Below are 23,506 nucleotides of genomic sequence, written 5' to 3'. Positions count from 1 at the left end.
GAATCGCGCCACTCTAACTGCTTAGTTCACCCTTGGCAATATTGCCAGACTCATTTGCCAAATGCGCGCTGATGCACCTTGCGTCCGCCCGAATACGTCGCGGCGATCGTGCGGTCGTCTCCCAGCAGCGCCAGCGCGAACAGCAGTTCTTCCAGCGAATCGGCGTAGCTGGTGCGGCGCGCCAGCAGCGGCGTCGCCTCGCGGTCGAGCACCACGAAGTCGGCTTCCAGGCCGGGCTGGAAGCTGCCGATCGTGTCGTCCAGGCGCATGCTGCGCGCCGCGCCCAGTGTGGCGAGGTAGAACATGCGCAGCGCCGGCAGGTAGCTGCCCTTCAGGCGCGCCACCTTGTAGGCTTCGTTCATGGTCTGCAGCATCGAGAACGAGGTGCCGGCGCCGACGTCGGTGCCCAGCGAGAGCAGCGCACGCGCGCTGTCGGCGCGTTCGAAGTCGAACAGGCCGCTGCCCAGGAACAGGTTCGAGGTCGGGCACACGGCGGCGGCCGACCCGGTGGCCGCCATGCGCGCGAAGTCTTCGTCGTCGAGCCAGATGCAGTGGCCGAACAATGCGCGCGGACGCATCAGGCCAAAGCGCTCGTACACGTCGAGGTAGCTGCGCGCCTGCGGGAACAGCTCGCTCACCCAGGTGCACTCGTCCTTGTTTTCCGAGACGTGGGTCTGGATGAAGGTGTCCGGGTGGCGCGCCGCCAGCTCGCCGGTCAGGCGCAGCTGGACGTCGGTCGACGTCGGGGCGAAGCGTGGCGTGATCGCGTACAGCGACCGTCCGCGCTTGTGCCATTTGTGGATCAGGTCTTCGCTCTGCCCCAGGTCGCCCTCGAGGTCGCGCAGGAAGTCCGGGCAGTTGCGGTCCATCAGCACCTTGCCGGCCACCATGCGCAGGTTGCGCGCCTCGCTCGCCTCAAAAAAGGCGTCGACCGATTGCGGATGCACGGTGCAATACACCACGGCGGTGGTGGTGCCGCAGCGCAGCAGTTCGTCGAGGAAGAACTCGGCGGTCGCGCGCGCATGCGCCGGGTCCTCGAAACGGCGCTCGCTCGGGAAGGTGTAGGTCTCCAGCCATGGCAACAGGCCCGGCGACGGCGAGGCGATCATGTCGGTCTGCGGGTAATGCAGGTGGGTGTCGATGAAGCCGGGGGCGATCACCTTGCCGCGGTAGTCGACCGGCTCCAGGCCGGGCGGCAAAGTGGAAACCAGCGCGGCATGGTCGCCGGCGGCCTTGACGCGGCCATCCTCGACGATCAGCAGGCCGTCTTCATGCCACAGCGCGGCCCCGTCGTCGAAGGCCGGATCGGCGCGAAAGTGCAGCAAGCTGGCACGGTAGGCTTGCACATTGGATGATGCGGTGGACATTACGAGAGTTCCGGTTGTTCTTCAGGGTAGTGGGCGGCTTCCCACACGGACAGCAGCTGGGCGGCGACGGAGGCGGCGATCACGGCCGGGGCCTTGCCGTCGATGCCAGGCAGGCCGATCGGGCAGGTCATATCGGCCAGGCGCGCGGCATCGATGCCGCGTTCGCGCAGGCGCGCCTCGAACTGGCTGCGTTTGGTACTCGATCCTATCAGGCCGAACCAATCCTTGCAGGAATCACTGCGCGCGCGTGACAGGATTGCATGGCACAGGCGCAGGTCGAGCGCGTGGCTGTGAGTCATGACCAGGAAGCTGGTCCCGGGGGCGGCGCGTTCGGCCAGTGCTTCCGGGGTGTCGGTCGCTTCCACCGTCACGTTGGCGGGGACGTCAAGCGGGAACAGGTCGTCGCGTTCGTCGACCCAGGTGACGCGGCACGGCAAGGGCGCCAGCGCGCGCACGATGGCGGCGCCGACATGGCCGGCGCCGAACAGCATCAGGTGCTCGCGCGGGGCGAGGACGGCGTCCAGCAGCCAGCGGCGGCGGCCCTCCCCCTCCACCACGCGCGTATCGCCTTGCGCTGCAAGGATTGGCGTCGTGACCGCACCGGCGAGGTGACGGCCCGCTTCGTCGAGCAGCGTCCATTCGCTGGCGCCGTCGAGGGCGACCAGGCGCCAGGTGTCCTGGTGGCGGCGCGCGCGCAGGATATCCATCTGTTCGGCTTCCATGCGCTCGAACGCAAGCCAGGCCACGCCGCCGCAGCACTGGCCCAGGCTCGGGCCAAGGGGAAAGCGCTCGAAGCGGCGCGCTTCGCCAAGCTGCAGCATCGCACGCGCGATGTCCAGTGCCCGGTGCTCGAGGTGGCCGCCGCCGATGGTGCCGTCGAAATCCCCGGCGCGCACCAGCATCTTCGCCCCCGGTTCGCGCGGCACCGAGCCCTTCACGGCCGCCACCGTCACCAGCACGGCGGCCGCGCCCGCGTGCGGGGCAAGCCAGTCGTTCGTCATGCGCGCGCCGCCTCGACGAAAGCGACCGCCTTCAGGATCTCTTCGGACGTCGCCGGCGCGTTCAAAGGCGGGTTGACACGGTGCCCGCCCACGCTCGAGACGGCGTCGCGGATCGCGAAGAAGACCGAGAACGGCAGCAGCAGCGGCGGCTCGCCGACCGCCTTCGAGCGGTGGATGCTGTCCTCGACGTTGGCGTTGTCGAACAGGCGCACGCGGAAGTCTTCGGGACAATCCGAGACGGCCGGAATCTTGTAGGTGGACGGCGCATGCGTCATCAGTTTGCCGGCCGGATTCCACCACAGTTCTTCCGTCGTCAGCCAACCCATGCCCTGGATGAAGGCGCCTTCGACCTGGCCGATGTCGATCGCCGGATTGAGCGAGCGGCCGGCGTCGTACAGCGCATCCACGCGCAGCAGCTTCCATTCGCCGGTGAGCGTGTCGACCACGACTTCGGACACCGCCGCGCCATAGGCGAAATACGAGAACGGCCGGCCGCTCATCGTCTTCGGATCCCAGTGCAGGCCGGGCGTCGCATAGAAACCGTCGGACCACAGCTGCACCCGCGCCAGATACGCTTTGGCCACCAGTTCCTCGAACGGCAGCGCCATGCCGGCGACGAACACGGTCCCGGCCGCGAAGCGCACCTCGCTGGCCGCGCCGCCGTACTGGCCGGCGGCGAAATCGGCAAGGCGCGCGCGGATGGTGCGCGCCGCATCCTGGGCCGCCTTGCCGTTCAGGTCAGCGCCGGTCGACGCCGCCGTGGCCGAGGTATTGGCGACCTTGGACGTATTGGTGGCGGTGGCGCGCACCCTTTCCAGTTCCACGCCCAGCTCGTGCGCCACCACCTGCATCACCTTGGTGTTGATGCCCTGCCCCATCTCGGTGCCGCCATGGTTGACCAGGACCGAGCCATCCACGTAGACGTGCACCAGCGCGCCGGCCTGGTTCAGGTGGGTGACGTTGAAGGCGATGCCGAACTTGAGCGGCGTGAGCGCCAGGCCCTTCTTGAGCACCGGGCTGGCGCGGTTGTACTCGAGGATGGCGGCGCGCCGGGCGCGATAATCGCTGTCGGCTTCGAGCTCGGCCACCAGTTCGGGGAGCACGTTGTCGACGATCTCCTGGCCGAAGGGCGTGACGTTGCGCTCGGTCTTGCCATAGAAATTCAGGCGCCGGATGTCGAGCGCATCGCGCCTCAGCTCGCGCGCGATCTCGTCGAGCACGTACTCGATGGCGATCGCGCCCTGCGGTCCGCCGAAGCCGCGAAATGCGGTGTTCGACTGGGTGTTGGTCTTGCCGCAGGCGGCCCGGATCTCGACGTCGGAAAGATAATACGCATTGTCGAAGTGGCAGACCGCGCGCGTGGCGACGGGGCCCGACAGGTCGGCCGAATAGCCGGCGCGGGTGACCATGTCGACCTTCGCCGCCAGGATGCGGCCGTCGTCGTCGTAGCCGACCTCGTACTCGTAGTGGAAGCAGTGGCGCTTGCCCGTGACCAGCATGTCGTCGTCGCGGTCGGCGCGCAATTTGACCGGGCGCCCGGTGCGCACGGCCGCGATCGACGCCGCCGCGGCCCACAGCGCCGACTGCGACTCCTTGCCGCCGAAGCCGCCGCCCATGCGGCGGCACTCGACCGTCACGTGATGCGAGTGCAGGCCCAGCGCATGCGCGACCACGTGCTGCATCTCGCTCGGGTGCTGGGTCGAGCAGTACACGTGCATGCCGCGGTCTTCGCCGGGGATCGCATAGGCGATCTGCCCTTCGAGGTAGAACTGTTCCTGGCCGCCGACGTGCAGCTCGCCCCTGACGACGTGCGGCGCGCGAGCAAAGGCCTGCGCCGCGTCGCCGCGGGCCAGGCGCATCGGCGGCAGCACGTAGGATGCGGCGGCGCGCGCCGCCTGCGGCGTGAGGATGGCCGGCAGGTCGTCGTAGTCGACCACGGCCAGGCGCGCCGCGCGGCGCGCGTTGTCATGGCTGTCGGCGACGACGATGAAGATCGGCTGGCCGACGTACTGGACCAGGCCATCGGCCAGGATCGGATCGTCGTGGACGATCGGGCCGCAATCGTTCAGGCCGGGGATGTCGCGCGCCGTCAGCACCGCGACCACGCCGCGGCTGGCGGACACCTTCGCCAGGTCGATCGCCTTGACGCGCGCATGCGCGCGCGCCGACAGGCCCAGTGCCGCGTGCAGGGTGCCGGCCAGCTCGAGGATGTCGTCGGTATAGGTGGCCTGGCCGCGCACGTGCAGCTCGGCGGATTCGTGCTTGCGTGCGCGGCCGACTTCGGCCCAGGCGTCCATGCGGTTCAAGCCTGCATCGTTCATGATCAATCCCTCACAAGCTTGCAAAGGCGTTGACGGCGCTGGCCGGCAGCGGATTTTCCGGGCGCGTCTCCAGCCAGAAGCGGTGCAGCAGGTTTTGCGCGGTGCGCATGCGGTAGCTGCTGGAGGCGCGCGCGTCGCTCAGCGGCGCGTAGTCGCGGGCGAGCGCCGCCATCGCCGCGCGCAGCGTGGCTTCGTTCCAGTCCTGGCCTCGCAGGACGGCTTCGGCCTCAAGCGCGCGCTTCGGCGTGGCCGCCATGCCTCCAAAGGCAATGCGCGCGTCGACGATGGTCGCGCCGTCGAGCGTCACGGCGAAGGCGGCGCACACCGCCGAGATGTCCTGGTCGAAGCGCTTGGCCAGCTTATAGGTACGGAAGCGCAGCCCGGGCAACGGCAGCGGCACGCGCACCGCTTGCACGAACTCGCCCGCGCGCAGGTCTTTCTGCTGGTAGCCCAGATAAAAATCTTCCAGCGCCAGCACGCGGCTGCCCTCGTTACCGCGCAAGACCACCTGGCTGCCCAGCGCGATCAGCCACGGCATCGAATCGCCGATCGGCGAACCGTTGGCGACGTTGCCGCCCAGGGTGCCCGCATTGCGGATCGGGAGCGAGGCAAAGCGCTGCCAGAGTTCGGACAACTCGGCCGGATAGCGCTCGCACAGCGCCGCGTAGGCATCCTGCAGCGAGACGCCGGCGCCGATCTCCAGCATGCCGGCATCCATACGCACGCTCTTGAGCGCCTCGACCTGGCCCAGGTAGATGACGTCGCCCAGATCGCGCAGCTGCTTGGTGACCCACAGGCCGACGTCGGTGGAACCGGCCAGCAGCACGGCGGCCGGGTGCGCGGCGCGCAAGGCCACCAGTTCGTCCAGCGTGCGCGGCACGTGGAAGCGCTGGCCGCCGGCCGTATAGCTGAAGCCGGTGCTGCGCTGCAGGCCGCGCAGGCGCTCGGCCAGGGCCGCCTTGTCGAAGGCGACCGGCGGCAGTTCGGTCATGCGGCGCGCGGCGTCGATGATGGGACGGTAGCCGGTGCAGCGGCACAGGTTGCCGGACAGCGCGTCAATGATCTCGCGGCGCGCCGGCGCGCGGCCCTCCTGCTTGAGGTACATGCCCCACAGCGACATGGCAAAGCCCGGCGTGCAGAAGCCGCACTGGGAACCATGGCACTCGACCAGCGCCTGCTGCACCGGGTGCAGCGCGCCGTCGGCCTGGGCCAGGTCTTCGACCGTGAACAGCGCCTTGCCGTCCAGCGTCGGGGTGAACTGGATGCAGGCGTTAATGGACTTGAGTGCAAGATGGCCGTCTTCCAGCGAACCGACCACCACCGTGCAGGCGCCGCAGTCGCCTTCGGCGCAGCCTTCCTTGGTGCCGGTGCAGCGCACGTCCTCCCGCAGGTGTTGCAGGATGGTTTGCGTCGGCGGCGTCTCGCGCAGTTCGCGCACCTCGCCACGGAAGAGGAATCGGATCGGTTCTGACATGCCTGTCTCGAAGTACAACTTTATTGTTCGCCAAGGGCGGAAGGCTACCATCCGGTGGCCATCCTCATATCATCAAATTCTGATATCGGTTATCATCAACTGCGAATATCTTGGACGCGCGTCCTTGCGCCTCATTCCACGTAAGGATGCACGGTTTTCCAGTGATTGGCGATATCGATGCGGCGCGTCACCCAGACCCGGTCATGCCGCATCACGTAATCGAGGAAGCGCGCCAGCGCCGCCGTGCGCCCCGGCCGCCCCGCCAGGCGGCAGTGCAGGCCGACCGAGAGCATCTTCGGCCGGTCCAGGCCGGCGGGGTCGCCTTCCGCGTAGAGCACGTCGAAAGCATCCTTCAGGTAGTCGAAGAACTGGGTTCCTGAGTTGAAGCCCTGGGCGGTGGCGAAGCGCATGTCGTTGGTGTCGAGCGTGTACGGCACCACCAGGTGCGGCGCCGCGCGCACGACGCCATCGGCGTCAAGCGCGTCGACCCGCTGCCAGAACGGCAGGTCGTCGCCATAGTGGTCGGCATCGTAGGCGAAGCCGCCATGCTCGACCACCAGCCGGCGCGTATTGGGCGAATCGCGTCCCGTATACCAGCCCTGCGGCGCGGCACCTAGCAGGCGGCGCATGATCTCGACGGCCTCTTTCATGTGCGCGCGCTCGATCGCCTCGTCGACGTTCTGGTACGAGATCCAGCGCAGGCCGTGGCAGGCGATCTCGTGCCCCAGTTCGCGAAACGCGGCGACGGCGTCGGGGTTGCGCTCGAGCGCCTGCGCCACGCCGAACACGGTCAGGGGCAGCCGGCGATCCTCGAACAGCCGCAGCAGGCGCCACAGGCCGGCGCGTGAACCGTATTCGTAGAGCGACTCCATGCTCATGTGGCGCGCCGGGAAGGCGCTGGCGCCGACGATCTCGGACAGGAAGGTCTCGGAGGCCGGATCGCCGTGCAGCACGCAATTCTCGGCGCCCTCCTCAAAGTTCAGCACGAACTGCAGGGCGATGCGCGCGCCGCCGGGCCAGCGCGCATGCGGCGGATTGCGGCCGTAGCCGGCCAGGTCGCGCGGATAGGAAGCTGCCATGGCGTCCCTCGACAAGGAAGAATACGCTTGATCATATATTGCAACGACCACAACAGTATATGACAGGACGCATATGCGGGCTCTTGGCGCCGATATACGTCACTCAGGCGCGCATGACGAATGGGTCGACGCTTGTATCCGTCCAGATCGGCGTTATGATGAGCTCCCCCCACATTCCCCGACAAGGACCACGATGGGAAAACTGACCACCCATGTGCTCGACACCGCCCACGGCTGCCCCGGCGCCGGCATCCGGGTCGAGCTGTACGCAACCGGCGCCGACGGTCGCACGCTGCTCAATAGCGCAGTAACGAACGACGACGGCCGCTGCGGCGCGCCCCTGCTGGAGGCGGCCGCGCTGCAGGCCGGCCAGTACGAACTGGTGTTCCACGCCGGCGACTACTACGCGGCGCGCGGCGTCGACCTTCCGTCTCCCCGCTTCCTGGACCGCATCACGCTCGCCTTCGGCATCGCCGATCCCGCCCAGAACTACCACGTGCCGCTGGTGATGACGCCGTGGTCGTATTCGACCTACCGCGGCAGCTAGCAGACTTGTGGGCATCATTCTGCGTTGATCGGAAGTAAGATACTCATCAAGACCACGATCAAGGATTGACGCCATGCAGCAGCCCGCGCCCGCCGCTTCTTCCGCGCTTTCGCCCGACGACGACCTGGTCCCGGCCTGGCTCGGCCCCACGCGCATCGGCATCGGCCTGGCCCAGGGCCTGCTGCTCTACCTGCTGTACACGGCGGCGCAAGACAAATCCTGGCCGGCCACCATGCCGCTGCTGTTCGGGCCGCTCGTCATGCTCGGCCTGCTGCTGCCGGTGATCCTGATCAGCGGCCTGGGCCACCTGTCGCGCCGCCAGCTGGCGTCATGGGCGGTGTCGGCGGCCATCGTCATCGCGCTGCTGGCCGCCTACGATATGTGGCGCCGGCTCGGCGGGCCCGATGGGGAGGGCGGCAAGCCGTCCGGCATGCTCACCTTCTGCCTGGCGGTCGGCTTCTTCATCGCCCATGCGCTGGTGCTGGCGGCCTGCCGCGAGGGGCGCCGCATCGCGGCCTATGCCAGCTACTTCGAGGTCGCCTGGAAGCTCAATCTGCAGATCCTGTTCTGCCTCGTGTTCGTGGGCGCGACCTGGATGGTGCTGCAGCTGGGCGCCGCGCTGTTCGACCTGGTCAAACTGAATTTCCTGAGCTGGGCCATCGGCAAGGCCTGGTTCTTCATTCCCGTCACCGCCTTCGCGTTCTCGGTGGCGATGCACCTGACCGACGTCAAGCCCGCCATCGTGCGCGGCATCCGCAACCTGCTGCACGTGCTGCTGTCCTGGATCTTGCCGGTGCTCACCCTGCTGGTGGGGGGCTTCCTGGCCAGCCTGCCGTTCACCGGTCTCGATCCGCTGTGGGCCACCCGCAGCGCCGGCGGCATGCTGCTCAGCGCGGCGGCTGCCTTCGTGGTGCTGATCAATGCCGCCTACCAGGACGGCGCCAGCCCGCCGGCGCGCGTGCTGGCCGCGTCGGCGCGCATCGCCTGCCTGCTGCTGGTGCCGCTGACGCTGCTCGCCGCCCATGCCCTCGCGCTGCGGGTCGCGGACCACGGCTGGTCGGCCGACCGCGTCATCGCCGCCGCCAGCCTGCTGGTCGCGGCCTGTTATGCCGGCGGCTATGCGGCGGCAGCACTGCGCCGCGGCTGGTTGCGTACCCTGGCCGGCGTCAATATCGCAGCCGCCTTCGTGGTGCTGGCCGTGCTGGTGCTGCTGCTGTCGCCCGTCCTCGATCCGGGCCGCATCGCGGTCAACAGCCAGCTGGCGCGCCTGGCGGCGGGCCAGATCACGCTGCGCCAGCTGGACGTCGCCTACCTTCATCACCACGGGGCGCGCCATGGCCGCGCGGCGCTGGCGCGGCTGGAGCAAGACGCCGCCGGCCCCGACGCCGACTGGCTGCGCGCCGAACTGGCGCGCCTGCGCCAGCCACGCCCACTCGGCGCCGACGCGCCGGCGCAGATCGCGCGCAACCTCAAGGTCTGGCCGGCCGGCGCCTCCCTGCCCGCCGGCTTCGCGCAATACGATTGGAAGAAAGTCGACGGGCAGTACAATCTGCCGCTATGCCTGCAACGCCAGCAGACGCCGTGCGACGCCTATGTGATCGATCTCGGCGGCGACGCCAGGCTGGAGGTCGTCGTGATCGGCGCCCGCGACCATGGCAATGCCGTGCTGCGCCAGGACGACCAGGGCGCTTGGGAAATCGCCGGCAGCCTGCCCGCGTCGCTGACCGGTTGCGCGCCCATGCTCGACGCCCTGCGCGCGGGCCGGGTGCGCGCGGTAGCGCCGCCGATGGCCGATCTCGAGATCGGCGGCCGGCATGTCGCGATCGAGCCGGCCGCGACATTACCCAATTGCGCAGCGACGTTCGGGCAAGGCCAGAGGGCCGGCGCCGTCCAGGAAGACGCGCCGCGCTGACGAATATTGCTATGCTCGGGGGCCGGATACTACCGCTGGAGGGGAGGCGCGCATATGGCATTGCACATCGTTCATTTCATCGGCCCGATCAACCACAACTCCGCCTGCACCGTACGTAATTGCTGCCTGGAGGCGCTGCAAAAAGGCGCGACCGAGATCGCGCTGCACATGTCGACCGAGGGCGGCAATATGACGGCCGGCTTCGCGCTCTACTTCTTCCTGAAATCCCTGCCGATCCCGCTCACCACCCACAATATCGGCAGCGTCGAATCGGTCGGCGTGGTGATCTTTTTGGCCGGCCAGAAGCGTTATGCCTGCCCCGGCACGCGCTTCCTGATCCACCCGCTGCACTGGGGTTTCGGCAATCTGGTGGCGGCCGACCATGCGCGCGTGTCGGAGTGGCGCGAGTGCCTGGATTTCGATGCCGAACGCTACGCCAGCATCTTTCGCGAGGCTACCCGCGAAGCCGGCCATGAAACCGACATCCGGCCGCACCTGACCGGCCAGGCCCGTATCTATACCGCCGAGGAGGCGGTTGGCGCCGGCATCGTCCACGAAGCGGTGCAGGCCAGATTGCCGACAGCAGGGCCGACTTGTCATTGGTGGAACTAAATCTGACAACGAAATGTGTCAATCCAGCCACAGAATATGGCAAAGCATCTCCAAATATCTCCAATTGTCATAAATTTGTTGCTGCGAAAATTACCTGCTGGATAGAATAATTTCCAGCGCCCATGCCTGCTGCCCTTGCGTGCGCATCTTCCCTAGCAGCTCACGTTACAAATCCGGTATCACCCCCGCAATGAACAAAAAGATTCTCGCCAGCCTGCTGGCGCTCCCCTTGGTCGTCCCTGCGATGGCCCAGGCGCAAGATAACGCCGTCAAGATCAGCGGTTTCGGCACCGCCGCCCTCACCTGGTCGGACGACGACCGCGCCCAGTTCGGCCGCCCGAACCAGGCCAGCGGCGCCGCCGACAATTTCCGCACCGGCGTCGATTCCAACCTCGGCTTGCAGGCCGACTACGCGGTCAACAACTGGCTGTCGCTGACTGCCCAGGGCCTGGTGCGCCAGGATGCCGAAGAACACTACGGCGCCGAACTGAGCTGGGCGTTCGCCAAGTTCCGCATCTCGGACGACCTGAGCGTGCGCGTCGGCCGCGTCGGCCTGCCGGTCTTTATGATCTCGGACTACCGCAACGTCGGCTACGCCAACACCATGCTGCGTCCGCCGTCGGAAGTGTATTCGCAAGTGCCGTTCAACAGCGTCGACGGCGCCGACATCACCTGGCGTCGCGACTACGGCAACACCACCATCACGTCGCAGCTGGCGGCCGGCGCCATCAAGTCGCCGCTCGACGGCTTCCACGTGCGCGGCAAGGACATCGTGGCGCTGAACGTGGTCGCCGAGAATGGCCCGTTCACGCTGCGCGTCGGCCATGCCCGCACCAGGATCACGGTGGACGACCTGGCCTCGCTCAACACCCTGGTCGGCTCGCTGCGCGCCGCCGGCGCCGGCTATCGCCTGCCACAGCTGACCGACCTGGCCGGCCAGATCGAAGCCAAGGATGCCAAGGGCACCTTCAATTCGATCGGCCTGACCGCCGACTGGAACAACTTCGTGCTGCAGACCGAGTTCGCCAAGCGCAAGACCGAGACCTATATCAACGACACCACCTCCTGGTACGTGATGGGCGGCTACCGCATCGGCAAGTTCTTGCCGTACTACACGCGGTCTGAACTGAAGATCGACGGGTCCATCAACAGCACCGTGCCTGCGGCCTGCCCGGCGGGCTATCCCGCGGCCTGCACCCCGACCCTGATGCAGCTGGACGGCGCCGTGCGCCGCATCCCGGTATCGGGCGTGGGCCAGGGCGAGCAGACCACCGACACCATCGGCGTGCGCTGGGATTTCGCCAGCTCGGTGGCGCTCAAGGTCCAGATCGACCGCATCAAGCCAAGCGGCAACGGCCTGTTCATCAACGCCCAGCCTGGCTTCTCCGGTCCGGTGACCGTGGGCGCCGTGGCCCTCGATTTCGTGTTCTGAAGGAGCGAACATGAAGAAATTGATTCTGGCCGCGTGCGCGGCATCGAGCTTCGCCGTCCTGCCGGCAATGGCCCAGGTGGTCGTGGTCGTCAATCCCAAGGCGGCCGAGAGCAGCATGACCAAGGAACAGGTCGCCCAGTTCTTCCTCGGTAAATCGACGGCCATGACCCCGATCGACCAGCCGGACGGCGCACCGATCCGCGCCGACTTCTACAAGAAGGTCGCGGACAAGGACGCGGCCCAGGCCAAGGCGCTGTGGTCCAAGCTGGTGTTCACCGGCAAGGCCACGATGCCGAAGGAAGTCGCCGACAGCGCGGCCGTGAAGGCGGCCGTGGCGGCCAACCCGAAAGCGATCGGCTATATCGAGAAGAGCGCGGTCGACGCGACGGTCAAGGTCGTCCACACCGCGCAGTAAATGGCATCTGCCAGGCGGCCGGCATTGCCGCGCCGCCTTGTCGATCCGCCGACGGCATTCGCCGCCCGGCGGGTCTCGCATATCTGGAGACATCATGAGCATCAAGCGCAGGATCTGGGCACTGCCCGTCATTTCCGCCATCATCTTCGGCCTCGGGGCCGGCGCCAGCGTGACGATCGCGAACGGCGCACTGGCGTCGATCACCACCACCGAAACCGTCGATTACCCGCTGATGGATGCCGTCAAGGCGGTGACGCTCGACATCGCCGCCGTCACCGAGGGCCTGACCGACGCCGTGACCGAGGGCGACAAGGCGCGCATCGAGCAGGTCGGCGCGCAGGCGAACAAGGTGCGCGCCGATCTCGACAAGCTTGGACAGATCCCGGGCCATGCAGCGACCGGCGCGCGCCTCAAGAACGAATTCGACGCCTACTACGCTCCCGCGCTGTCGTCGGCGCGCATCATGCTCGAAATGGAACAGGGCGACCCGCAGGCGACGGTCGGCAAGATGCAGGCGGCGCTGGCCTCCCTGAACGCCGACCTGGCCAAGACCGTCGACAGCGCCCAGCGCCAGTTCGCGGCCGGCATCGCCGCCAGCCAGGACAGCGTGCGCAACACGCTGGTGGCGATGGTCGCCAGCGCCCTGGCCGTGCTCGCCGCGCTGGCGATCACCTCGTGGTTCGTGGTGCGCACCATCTGGCGCCAGCTGGGCGGCGAGCCGGCCTATGCGCGCACGATCGCGCAGGCGGTGGCCGCCGGCGACCTGTCGATGGATATCCGGATCGAAGCGGGCGACAACGACAGCCTGCTGGTGGCGCTGAAGGACATGCGCGAACGCCTGGCGACGCTGGTGGCCGGCATCAAGGGTTCGGCCGACACCATCGCCAACGCCAGCACCGAGATCGCGAGCGGCAACGCCGACCTGGCGCGCCGCACCGAATCGCAGGCGGCGAGCCTGGACCGCACCACGCGCGCGATGGAAGAGCTGACCGGCGCCGTGCGCCAGAACGCCGCCAACGCCAGCCAGGCCAACGCCCTGGTGGCCTCGGCCACCGACATCGCCACCCGCGGCGGCGCCGTGGTGGGCGGCGTGGTGACCACGATGGGCGACATCGACGCCTCGTCCAGGAAGATCGTCGAGATCATCGCCACCATCGATGGCATTGCCTTCCAGACCAATATCCTGGCGCTGAACGCGGCGGTGGAAGCGGCGCGCGCCGGCGAACAGGGCCGCGGCTTCGCGGTCGTGGCCAGCGAGGTGCGCACGCTGGCCCACCGCTCGGCGGCGGCGGCCAAGGAAATCAAGCAACTGATCGGCGATTCGGTGTCCAAGGTGAACGCCGGCAGCGCGCTGGTCGACGAAGCGGGAGCGACGATGGAACAGCTCGTGGACGCGGTGCGCAAGGTGCAGACCATCATGGTCGAAATCCGCGACGCCGGCGCGCGCCAGCACGCGGGCATCGAAGACATCGGCCGCGCGATCGGCAGCATCGACGAGATGACGCAGCAGAACGCGGCCCTGGTCGAAGAGGCATCGGCGGCGGCGGAGTCGCTGACCGACCAGACCGGGCAGCTGACCGAGGCGCTGGCGGTGTTCAGGCTGCAGGTTTCCGAACCGACCACGACCGTGAAAGCTTTGCCAAGACTGTTTCATCAAGCTTAACGCGCCGCACGCGAAGCAGCGCAATACCAGCCCATCCATTCCGGGCGATCCTGCCCGGAATGCCAATTCGTCCACGTGGTACGGACGCATCTCATGCACACCAAATCCTTTACAAATTTAGTGCCTGTAGGCATGATCCTTTGATCCGCCGGCTCGCCCGGCGCCCTTGTCGCTTCCCTTGAGGTTCCCACACACGGCGCATATGGCAGCAGTCCTCCCCAACACGACCACCGGCACCGCGCTGTCGGGCCTGGCGCGCGCGCTGGTGCAGGCCAATCGCCTGAGCGCCGCACAGGCGGACATGCTGCACAAGAAGGCCATCCAGGAAAAGACCGCCTTCATCGACGCCGTGCTCGCCAGCGGCGCGATCGAGCCGCGCGCGCTGGCCGCCTTCTGCGCCGAGACCTTCGGCTATCCGCTGTTCGACCTGTCGGCCTTCGCGCCGGAGTTCCTGCCCACCAGCGCCATCGACGCCAGGCTGATGCAGGCCCAGCGCGTGATCGCGCTGGCCAAGCGCGGCAACAAGCTGTCGGTCGCGCTGTCCGACCCGACCAATAACCAGGCCCTGGACCAGATCAAGTTCCAGAGCGAGGCGACGGTCGAGCCGGTGATCGTGCCGCACGACGCGCTGCTCAATCTGCTGGCTGCGATCGCCAAGGGCGCCGAACAGGATTTGAGCGAGCTGGCCGGCGACGACGCCGAGATCGAATTCGCCGAAGAAGACCAGCAGGCGGCCACGAACCCGGAGGCCGCCAGCGACGTCGAGGACGCGCCGATCGTGCGCTTCCTGAACAAGATCCTGATGGACGCGGTACAGATGGGCGCGTCGGACATCCATTTCGAGCCCTACGAAAAGTATTACCGGATCCGCCTGCGGGTCGACGGGGTGCTGCGCGACCACGCCTCGCCGCCGCTGTCGATCCGCGAAAAACTGGTGTCGCGCATCAAGGTGCTGGCGCGGCTGGACATCGCCGAAAAACGCGTGCCACAAGACGGCCGCATGCGGCTGATCATGTCGGCCACCCGCACCATCGATTTCCGTGTCAGCACCCTGCCCACGCTGTTCGGCGAAAAGACCGTGATGCGTATCCTGGACGCGACCCAGGCGCAGATGGGCATCGACGCGCTCGGCTACGATCCGGACCAGAAGGCGCTGCTGCTGGAAGCGATCACCCGCCCCTACGGCATGGTGCTGGTGACGGGCCCGACCGGCTCCGGCAAGACCGTGTCACTGTACAGCTGCCTGAATCTGCTGAACAAGCCAGGCATTAACATTTCGACCGCCGAAGACCCGGCCGAGATCAACCTGCCGGGCGTGAACCAGGTCAACGTCAACGAAAAGGCCGGCCTGACCTTCCCGGTGGCGCTGAAATCCTTCCTGCGCCAGGATCCCGACATCATCATGGTCGGCGAGATCCGCGACCTGGAAACCGCCGACATCGCGGTCAAGGCCGCCCAGACCGGCCACATGGTGTTCTCGACGCTGCACACCAACGATGCGCCGTCGACCCTGACGCGCCTGATGAACATGGGCGTGGCGCCGTTCAACATCGCCTCGTCGGTGATCCTGATCACGGCCCAGCGCCTGGCGCGGCGCCTGTGCGGCTGCAAGCAGCCGCTCGAGATCAGCCGCGAGGCCCTGCTGGCCGCCGGCTACCGCGACAGCGACCTGGACGGCGACTGGCGGCCCTACGGCCCGGTCGGCTGCGACCGCTGCCTGGGCTCGGGCTACAAGGGCCGGGTCGGCATCTACCAGATCATGCCGATCTCCCCCAGTATCGAGGCGCTGATCCTGGCCAATGGCAATTCCATGGAAATCGCGGCCCAGGCCGAGAAGGAAGGCGTCAACTCGTTGCGCCGCTCGGGTTTGCTGAAAGTAAAACAGGGGCTGACCAGCCTTGAAGAAGTGCTTGGCTGCACCAACGAATAAGACCCGGACAGGAAGACGAACAATGGCAACATCCCCCCAACCCAAGAGCCGTGGCGCGCAGGTCAAGGAAAACGTGTACGCCTGGGAGGGCAAGGACAAGACCGGCCGCGTGGTGCGCGGCGAAGTGCGCGCCGGCGGCGAGGCGATCGTCAACGTGACCCTGCGCCGCCAGGGCATCATGGTCACCAAGGTCAAGAAGAAGGTCTACCGCAGCGGCCGCAAGATCACGGACAAGGACTTGACCATGTTCACGCGCCAGCTCGCGACCATGATGAAGGCCGGCGTGCCCCTGCTGCAATCGTTCGATATCGTCGGCAAGGGCCACAGCAACCCGTCGATGGCCAAGCTGATCCAGGACCTGCGCAACGACGTCGAGACCGGCACCAGCCTGAACCGCGCCTTCCGCAAGTTCCCGCTGTACTTCGATCCGCTGTTCTGCAACCTGGTCGGCGCCGGCGAACAGGCCGGCATCCTGGAAGACCTGCTCACGCGCCTGGCGATCTACAAGGAAAAGACGCTGGCACTCAAGGGCAAGATCAAGTCGGCCCTGACCTATCCGATCGCGATCCTGGCGGTGGCCCTGGTCGTCACCGCCGTGATCATGATCTGGGTGGTGCCGGCCTTCAAGCAGGTGTTCTCGAGCTTCGGCGCCGACTTGCCGACCCCGACCGTGGTGGTGATGGCGATCTCCGACTTCGTCGTGGAATGGTGGTACGTGATCTTCGGCTCGCTGTTCGCCGGGCTGTACCTGTTCTTCCAGGCCTGGCGCCGCTCGCTCAGGATGCAGCAGGTGATGGACCGCCTGCTGCTGCGCCTGCCGATCTTCGGCAGCGTGATCCGCAAGGCCACCATCGCGCGCTGGACGCGCACGCTATCGACCATGTTCGCGGCCGGCGTGCCGCTGGTCGAAGCGCTCGATTCGGTCGGCGGGGCGTCGGGCAATGCGGTCTACCTGGAAGCCACGCGCAAGATCCAGAACGAGGTCAGCACCGGCACCAGCCTGACCGCCTCGATGCAGAATGCGGACGTGTTCCCGAACCTCGTGATCCAGATGGTGCAGATCGGCGAAGAATCGGGTTCGCTCGACGCGATGCTGGGCAAGGTGGCGGATTTCTTCGAGGATGAGGTCGATGAGGCGGTGGCGGCGTTGTCGTCGCTGATGGAGCCGCTGATCATGGTCATTCTTGGGGTGTTGATCGGCGGGCTGGTGATTGCGATGTATTTGCCGATCTTCAAGCTGGGGTCGGTGGTCTGAAGCGGGTAGTTGTAGGTTCTCAGAATACTTCGCAGCGTCTCAGAAAACTTCGCAGCGAATTCGCAGCGTTCTCACGTAGTTCGCAGTAGCTCTACCTCTATCTGACATAAAGCTACTGCTTAATACTATAGCAGGCGCAGGCAAGCACGATGTGAATCGCCACAGCTTTTCTAGACACTCGAGAGCCGCTGGAAATACTGCTTTTCATACTCGACCGGCGACAAGTCATTGCTGAAACTGTGCCGGCGCTTCGGATTGTAGAACATCTCGATATAGTCGAAGATGTCCTGCCTGGCCTCATCGCGAGTAATGTAGATCCGCCGGCGAACACGTTCCCGCTTCAGTAGCTGGAAAAAGCTCTCGGCGACCGCATTGTCGTGACAATTGCCGCGTCGGCTCATGCTCTGTTCGAGGTTGTGCGCTCTCAGAAAATCGCGCCAGTCGTAGCTGCTGAACTGGCTGCCCTGATCCGAGTGAACCATGACGGTCTGCTTAGGCTGGCGACGCCAGACAGCCATCAGCAAAGCGTTCAGAGCCAACTCGCGATCCATCCTCGAACCCATCGACCAGCCGATGACCTGGCGTGAAAACAGGTCGAGCACTGCGGCCAGGTACAACCAACCCTCATGCGTGCGGATGTACGTGATGTCCGTGACCCAAACCTTGTTTGGTTCAGTCACATCGAATTGCCGCTGCAGGTGGTTTGGTGCTACTACCGATGGAATGCCGCCGCGTTTGAAGCGGCGCTTGCCATAGCCTGTTTGCGAGTGCAGGCCGGCGGCGCGCATGATTCGGTGAACGCGGTTGATCCCACATTGCTCGCCCAGGTCGCGCAAGTCGTCCGAGACTTTCCTGTAGCCGTACACTGCGCCGCTTTCCAACCACGACTGCTTAATGTGCCCGAGCAGGCGCCGGTCTTCCTGGGTTCGCTGGCTTTCCGGCTCGGCACACCAGGCGTAGAAACCGCTGGGATGCACTGTCATCATCTTGCAAAGCCTTCGGATCGAATGTTCGTTACGGGCATCGCGAATGAAGGCGTACCTTACCCGGACATCTTGGCAAAGTACGCGGCGGCCTTCCTAAGAAACTCACCCGCTAGCCATTGATTCCTGAGGCTGCAGAGCAAATCCGAACTGCGCTGCGCGCCGATGCAGCTGCTTGACCACGCGATCGCGATACTGCTGTTCATAGTGGTCGGCACCGGGGTCCCGGTAATCCATACCATACCGCATAGCGTTGTAAAACAGGACCGCAATCTTGCGGGCTGTGGCGGTCACTGCTTTGGCCGTGCCGATGCGTCCTGCAAGACGTCGGTAGAACGCGCCGAGCGCGGTGTCGCTCCGTCCAACGGTGACGGCTGCCAGTCGAATCGCGACGGTCAGCCGGCTGCTGGTCTTGCGCGTATGCGCCGACAGCACCTTGCCGCCGCTGATTTTGCAGCCGGGTGACAACGTCAACCATGACGTGAAGTGTTTCGCGCTACGCCATCGACCCATGTCCGTACCACATTCGCCGATAAACCGTAATGCCAGGAATGGGCCGACGCCGTGGATTTGCGTGAGATCGGTGCCGGTTAGCTGATACAGGGCAGCGCGCACGTCAAACTTAGGATCGCTCGGCATTTTGCTGCGATGTTTGGCCTTCGGGAGCGGCGCGTCCGGCATCGTCTTGCCAATGTTCAGCCCCGCCACCGTACGTTCGATTTCCACGTCGCATTCGTCGATGCAGCGCTGATAAAAATCGTAAAGGGCAAGCGCCTGCTTGAGCGCAAACACGTGTTCGGGCTGGTAATTACCAACCAGCGCACTGCGGATGGTTTCCAGGCTTTCCTTGCAGCGCACATCGCGCATCGCCGCCAACGTATCGGGATTGCGCTCGCCGGCAACGATGGCACGGATGATCCTCATGCCCGTGACGCCGGTGATCGTGGCGATAACGTGATGGAGCTGAATGTTCATGAACGTCAGCGCCTTCTGCATGTGCTGGATATGTGCGGCAGCGTAGTCGGTGTGCTTCTCGCGGGCGCGAAGATAGGCCCGCAACTCTGCGATATCGCGGCCAGGACGGAAGCTAGCACGCAGCAGGCCGCAGGCATGCAAACGCTGCAGCCACTGGGCATCGTTGACGTCGCTTTTTCTACCTGGGACGGCCCGCGCTTCGCGGGCGTTGGCCAGGATGACTTCGAGCCCGTGCGACTCGAGCACTTCAAAGGCGGCGACCCAGTAGACGCCTGTCGATTCCATCACGACCGTTTTCGTTCCGGTTGCAACCAGCCAATTGGCCATGCGTTCCAGATCACTGGTAAAAGCCTGAAACGTCTGGACTGGTTCGTCGCACAGATCCGGGCTGACGGCGGCGACGTGGAATCGTGCACCGATATCGATGCCGGCCGCGAATGGATGAATGATCGGCAGCCCGCTGGGCTTGGATCGTGAACGCTCTCTGGACATGGGCCACCTCCTGGATAGTCAGGTGCAGGACGGGGACTCGGAATTGATCAACTTCCTAAACGGGGTCGCCAGATGGCGCCGCCACATATGAGTCCGCAGCTTCCCCTGGACCAGGTTTTTTGACGGGGTCTATGCCTCCAAAAAGCGTTCGGTCACAGTCCTGCGTGCAACCAGTGTACTCTTCTGGAGTTTCTATTCATGAGGGCCACGGGCGACCGTGCGGGGCGGTTTTTTAAAATATCGCGCTCCTCGGTAACGCGTTTCAGCTCGGCCTTCAGGCGCTTCATCTCAGCCTGCTGATCGTCCACCTTCTGCCGCTCGGCCGGCGGTGCGCTGTAGCGCTTTACCCACTGGTACAGGCTGTGCGAGCTGACGCCCAACCGTGTAGCAACTTCCGTCGCCGCGTGCCCACGCTCCGTCACTTGCTTGACCGCTTCGATCTTGAATTCTTCGGGATACCGTTTGCCGCTCATACTTTTTTCCTTGACCCTACAATTATAGGCTCAGGAGTGTCTATGGAAGTCGTGGCGATTCAGATACCCGATGAAGCCCACGGTAATAACCACCGGCCCCGGTGTGATCATGGCAACTGCAACGGCGTCGACGAACTGCTTCTCCGTCAGCCACGCGTGTTCGGTAACTACGCCCCCGTACAGGAAGGGCACGATCGCCAGCCCGGAACCGAAGACGAAGGCGCCGGCTTTCGCAAAAAACAGCGCGATCTGCACCAGCAGCGACACGTCCGCCGCTGCATACAGGCTCGAGACCATCCGCAGTTGGGTGGCGGCAAGCGCGTTGACGCTGCCACGGTTAAGCCACTTCGGTGGCGCGCGCCAAAACCACACCAGGACACCGGCCGCAATGAAGAGCCAGGCGATTTCCGACTCGGTGGCGATGGTGACGGCCGCCAATACTAGATAGATGGCCCAGAGCAGCTTGTCCTTGCCGACACTTTTCTCGGTGAGCTTTTTTGCGCTCATCACGATGATGCCCACGACAGCTGCGCCAACCCCGTAAAACACTGCCTGCATCCACGATAGTCCACCAAAACGGACATAGGCCCAGCCAAGCACGACCACAATAATGAATGACGGGATAACGAAGGCGATGCCGACCAGCGTCGCACCCCATATCCGGTAATGCACATAACCGAGGTAAATCGCCAGCTGGGCAGCCAGAGGGCCGGGGGCCAATTGCGACAGCGCCAGTCCCTCCTTATAGTCAGCTTCCGATACCCATTTACGTGACTCCACCAAGTCGCGATGCATGTATCCGACCAATGCTACCGGGCCGCCAAACCCAAGCGCACCCAAACGCAGCATGTAGGCGATCATCTGCCACAAGGTATAGGCAGGCCTGCCGCCACTGTTTGCTGGATCGTTCATGCAGGGACTCCATCGTCTTTAGAAAAATAGGCGTACAGCGAATCCAGTACGCCGCTGACCTCGCTGAGCAGGGCATCGTCATCGGCAGCCCGCTGGCGGGCGCCATCCAGGATGGCCTCGAAACCGCTCGCCTCCGGCACAAAGCCGTCACCCACATCGAGAAATCGGACCATGGCGCCCAGCCGCAACAAGCCTGTATCGCTATCCAGACCGAAGCTCGCCAACAGGACTTCGAAAGAGACACGTTTGCCGACATGCGTGAACTCGGCTCCGTCGTAATCGAAGCCAAGCGCATTTGCAGGACACTCCTGCGGCGACGCAAGCCATACGAACGACGCCTCCTTGTCAATGAAGCGACGGATCAGCCAGGCACAGGCAACGCGATCGACCCATAGCCGGCGGCGGGTAGCCCAGACGCGGTGCCGATACTTGGTGATGTCCCGTTTTGCGATGCTTGCCTCGACTGGAACCGGTTCTCCCGTAGATAAGCTGCGTTCGCTGAGGCTGACAAATTCCGTCCAGGCGATTTCGGCCTGGCTGCTTGCCTGACCGGGAAAATAGTCCGTAGTCCGCAAGGTCTCATACTCGCGCTGAAGCTTTCTCCTGACCCGTGTGATGGCTTGGGGAGTGGCATTAGCTAACGCAGCGCTCGCATCGGCCACAGCGCTCAGGAAGACTGCGTAGTTGTCAACGGCGATTGAAAACTGATACAGATTTCGTCGTCCCAGCGATTTAAAACTGATACACCGCCGTCGCCGAACACCGTCCGTGTTCAGCCCATTTCTGCAACATCGCTCCCCCTCATCATCCCGGCCTGTCGCTGGTGCTTCAGCCGGTAGCTCTCACCTGCAATCGGCACGATATGCGCATGGTGCAGCAGCCGGTCGAGCAGGGCCGCGGTGAGCGTCGTATCCTGCGCAAAGGTCGTGTCCCATTGTCCGAACGGCAGGTTACTGGTCACGATCAGGCTGCTGCGCTCATACAAGGCCGCGATCACCTGGAAGAACAGGTTGGCCTGTTCCCGGTTCATCGGCAAGTAACCTATCTCGTCGATGATCAAGAGCCGATATGCCTTGATCGCGCGGTGCATCACCGCTTTCAAATTGTTCTGCGTATGCGCCGTCGTCAGTGCCAGCATGAGGTCGGCCGCCGTCGTGAAGCGCGTCTTGATGCCGGCCTGCGTGGCCTTGTAACCCAGTGCCATCGCCAGGTGCGTTTTGCCTACACCGCTCGGCCCGACCAGTACCACGTTCTCATGCCGCTCGACGAATCCCAGGCCGGCCAGCTCCTCGACTTGGCTGCGCTTTACGCCTTTGGCGAAGTCATAGTTAAATTCGTCCAGCGTCTTCACCACGGGGAATCCTGCCAGACGGGTCATCGTGTTTTGCTTGCGCACGTTGCGCCCAGCTGCTTCCTCCCTCAGCAGCCCCTCCAGGAAGTCGCTGTAGGCCATCTCCTGTTTCGCTGCTTTCTGGGTTGCGGCGCCGTAGCCCTGTGCCACGAACGGCAGGTTCAGGCTCTCGCACAACGCCGCGATACGCTCATGCTGCAGGTTCATGCCGCCACCCCTTCCGATACCCGCACCAGCAGCGCGTCATACACCTGCAACGGATGCTGTACCGGAGAAGGTTGCGCGATCCGCTCCACCACTGCTGCCGGCCGCGGCGCCGCAGGTGCTGCAGCAGCCGGCTGCGGCCTGGCTGCCGCGATGTCCGCCCGCCACGGTGCCGGCAGCGCTTGCAGGTGCTCCACTTCCCGCTTCAAGGCTTCGGCTGGCGGTTCTCCGGTCGTGCCGTGGATGCGCGCATTGGCCACTTCGCGCAGCCAGTGGGCCACCTCGACGTTGGCCGTCACGACGTCGAGCTTCTGGCCGCTCTGTGCCAGCCGGCTCGCCAGCGGCACATAGAACGATCGGCGCAGGTAGCCGTTGAACCGCTCGACCTTACCCTTGGTCTTGGCCCGGTACGGCTGGCACAGCTTGATCACGAAGCCGCTATGCCTGGCATAGTCCAGGAAGCCGGCGTGGAAGCGGTGCTCGCCCTCACCGTACGCATCGCGCTCCAGTACCACCGTCTTCATATTGTCGTACAGGACCCGCCGCGTCACGCCGCCGAACGCTGCAAAGGCGCGCTCGTGGCAGGCGATCAGGGTATCCACCTTCATGTTGTTGACGAACTCCACGTAGCTGGCCCGGCTAAAGCCGAGCGTCGCGCAGAACGCGTGCAATGGCGCGCTGCCTTTACGAAATTCGACCCAGTCCACCTGCAGCTGCTCACCCATCGCCGTCTCGAAACGCACCACCGGATCGGCGGGAGGCGCCGGGCGCAAGGTGCGCACGAAGGCCCTCAACTGGCTCATGCCGCCCTCGTAGCCGCGCGCGGCAATCTCGCGGTACAGCACGGTGGCTGGAATCACGTCGGGCTGAGCAGCTTGCTGCCGATCCCTCAGGTACTGCTCGAACTGCGCCAGCTTCGTCTGGCGTTTGACTTTGCGTTCGTACTTCGGCACGGCCTCCAGGGCCAGGTGCCGGCGCACCGTGTTCACTGCACAGCCTACCTCGGCGGCGATCTGCCGAAGGCTTAACCCATGCTTCTTCAGTAGTTGGATTTCCACGTACACCTCTTTGGGTTTCAAGGCCGCTCCGCAAAGCGGCCATCTTCTCA

The 23,506-nt window shown here is 65.2% G+C and carries 17 protein-coding genes and 3 pseudogenes; 8 read left to right on the top strand and 12 right to left on the bottom strand.

Annotated elements, in window-relative coordinates; translation table 11 throughout:
• Nucleotides 1-50: 50 nt before the first annotated feature.
• From guaD to puuE, 5 genes are all read right to left on the bottom strand, one after another.
• Nucleotides 51-1,367 (bottom strand): guanine deaminase, encoded by a 1,317-nt coding sequence (gene guaD, locus HMPREF9710_RS16930; RefSeq protein WP_005668322.1) that lies wholly within the window; start codon nucleotides 1,365-1,367, stop codon nucleotides 51-53.
• The gene (gene xdhC, locus HMPREF9710_RS16925; RefSeq protein ID WP_005668321.1) at nucleotides 1,367-2,368 is read right to left on the bottom strand and encodes a xanthine dehydrogenase accessory protein XdhC; all 1,002 of its coding nucleotides are present in this window, start codon (nucleotides 2,366-2,368) and stop codon (nucleotides 1,367-1,369) included. The genes guaD and xdhC overlap by 1 nt, the downstream gene beginning before the upstream one ends.
• The gene (xdhB, locus tag HMPREF9710_RS16920) at nucleotides 2,365-4,689 is read right to left on the bottom strand and encodes a xanthine dehydrogenase molybdopterin binding subunit (protein WP_005668319.1); all 2,325 of its coding nucleotides are present in this window, start codon (nucleotides 4,687-4,689) and stop codon (nucleotides 2,365-2,367) included. Before xdhB ends, xdhC begins: the two co-directional genes overlap by 4 nt.
• Nucleotides 4,690-4,699: 10 nt before the next feature.
• Nucleotides 4,700-6,163, bottom strand: a complete 1,464-nt coding sequence (gene xdhA, locus HMPREF9710_RS16915) for a xanthine dehydrogenase small subunit (protein WP_040776976.1) — start codon at nucleotides 6,161-6,163, stop codon at nucleotides 4,700-4,702.
• Nucleotides 6,164-6,294: 131 nt separating this feature from the next.
• Entirely contained in the window at nucleotides 6,295-7,242 is a 948-nt protein-coding gene (puuE, locus tag HMPREF9710_RS16910; protein WP_005668316.1) for an allantoinase PuuE, read from the bottom strand.
• 193 nt (nucleotides 7,243-7,435) lie between these two features.
• Here puuE and uraH point away from each other — a divergent pair, with 193 nt between their 5' ends.
• From uraH to HMPREF9710_RS16870, 8 genes are all read left to right on the top strand, one after another.
• Entirely contained in the window at nucleotides 7,436-7,789 is a 354-nt protein-coding gene (uraH, locus tag HMPREF9710_RS16905; protein ID WP_005668315.1) for a hydroxyisourate hydrolase, read from the top strand.
• Nucleotides 7,790-7,862: 73 nt separating this feature from the next.
• Nucleotides 7,863-9,701 (top strand): DUF4153 domain-containing protein, encoded by a 1,839-nt coding sequence (locus tag HMPREF9710_RS16900; RefSeq protein ID WP_005668314.1) that lies wholly within the window; start codon nucleotides 7,863-7,865, stop codon nucleotides 9,699-9,701.
• 54 nt (nucleotides 9,702-9,755) lie between these two features.
• Nucleotides 9,756-10,313 (top strand): ClpP family protease, encoded by a 558-nt coding sequence (locus HMPREF9710_RS16895; protein ID WP_005668312.1) that lies wholly within the window; start codon nucleotides 9,756-9,758, stop codon nucleotides 10,311-10,313.
• A 190-nt stretch (nucleotides 10,314-10,503) separates the two neighbouring features.
• Nucleotides 10,504-11,745: a hypothetical protein gene (locus tag HMPREF9710_RS16890; RefSeq protein ID WP_005668311.1), complete on the top strand. Its 1,242-nt coding sequence runs from the start codon at nucleotides 10,504-10,506 to the stop codon at nucleotides 11,743-11,745.
• A 10-nt stretch (nucleotides 11,746-11,755) separates the two neighbouring features.
• Nucleotides 11,756-12,160, top strand: a complete 405-nt coding sequence (locus HMPREF9710_RS16885) for a hypothetical protein (protein WP_005668310.1) — start codon at nucleotides 11,756-11,758, stop codon at nucleotides 12,158-12,160.
• Between the two features lie 94 nt (nucleotides 12,161-12,254).
• The gene (locus tag HMPREF9710_RS28840) at nucleotides 12,255-13,823 is read left to right on the top strand and encodes a methyl-accepting chemotaxis protein (RefSeq protein WP_005668308.1); all 1,569 of its coding nucleotides are present in this window, start codon (nucleotides 12,255-12,257) and stop codon (nucleotides 13,821-13,823) included.
• Nucleotides 13,824-14,025: 202 nt separating this feature from the next.
• Nucleotides 14,026-15,753, top strand: coding sequence for a type IV-A pilus assembly ATPase PilB (gene pilB / locus HMPREF9710_RS16875; protein ID WP_005668307.1), 1,728 nt, complete (start codon nucleotides 14,026-14,028; stop codon nucleotides 15,751-15,753).
• Nucleotides 15,754-15,775: 22 nt separating this feature from the next.
• On the top strand, nucleotides 15,776-17,008 hold the full coding sequence (locus HMPREF9710_RS16870) for a type II secretion system F family protein (RefSeq protein WP_005668306.1): 1,233 nt from the start codon (nucleotides 15,776-15,778) through the stop codon (nucleotides 17,006-17,008).
• 170 nt (nucleotides 17,009-17,178) lie between these two features.
• Here the strand turns inward: HMPREF9710_RS16870 and HMPREF9710_RS16865 are convergent.
• The 7 genes and pseudogenes from HMPREF9710_RS16865 to istA form a co-directional block, all read right to left on the bottom strand.
• Nucleotides 17,179-18,087, bottom strand: a pseudogene (locus HMPREF9710_RS16865) (IS3 family transposase); the annotation flags it as partial.
• 9 nt (nucleotides 18,088-18,096) lie between these two features.
• Entirely contained in the window at nucleotides 18,097-19,458 is a 1,362-nt protein-coding gene (locus HMPREF9710_RS16860) for an IS110 family RNA-guided transposase (protein ID WP_005667535.1), read from the bottom strand.
• Nucleotides 19,459-19,688: 230 nt separating this feature from the next.
• Nucleotides 19,689-19,931, bottom strand: a pseudogene (locus tag HMPREF9710_RS16855) (transposase); the annotation flags it as partial.
• Nucleotides 19,932-19,991: 60 nt separating this feature from the next.
• Nucleotides 19,992-20,843, bottom strand: a pseudogene (gene chrA, locus HMPREF9710_RS16850) (chromate efflux transporter); the annotation flags it as partial.
• Complete coding sequence (locus HMPREF9710_RS16845; RefSeq protein WP_051205130.1) at nucleotides 20,840-21,505, bottom strand: chromate resistance protein ChrB domain-containing protein; 666 nt, start codon at nucleotides 21,503-21,505, stop codon at nucleotides 20,840-20,842. The gene HMPREF9710_RS16845 and the pseudogene chrA, both read right to left, overlap by 4 nt.
• A 110-nt stretch (nucleotides 21,506-21,615) precedes the next feature.
• Nucleotides 21,616-22,401 carry an IS21-like element helper ATPase IstB gene (istB, locus tag HMPREF9710_RS16840; RefSeq protein ID WP_005663619.1) on the bottom strand — a complete coding sequence of 262 codons (786 nt, stop codon included), beginning with the start codon at nucleotides 22,399-22,401 and terminating at the stop codon, nucleotides 21,616-21,618.
• On the bottom strand, nucleotides 22,398-23,477 hold the full coding sequence (gene istA, locus HMPREF9710_RS16835; protein ID WP_005663623.1) for an IS21 family transposase: 1,080 nt from the start codon (nucleotides 23,475-23,477) through the stop codon (nucleotides 22,398-22,400). Before istA ends, istB begins: the two co-directional genes overlap by 4 nt.
• Nucleotides 23,478-23,506: the final 29 nt, after the last annotated feature.

Origin of the sequence: Massilia timonae CCUG 45783 (assembly GCF_000315425.1) — a bacterium.
Classification (GTDB): domain Bacteria; phylum Pseudomonadota; class Gammaproteobacteria; order Burkholderiales; family Burkholderiaceae_D; genus Telluria; species Telluria timonae.
The sequence above is the reverse complement of the archived record's forward strand: the minus strand, read 5'-3'. Positions and strand labels throughout refer to the sequence as shown.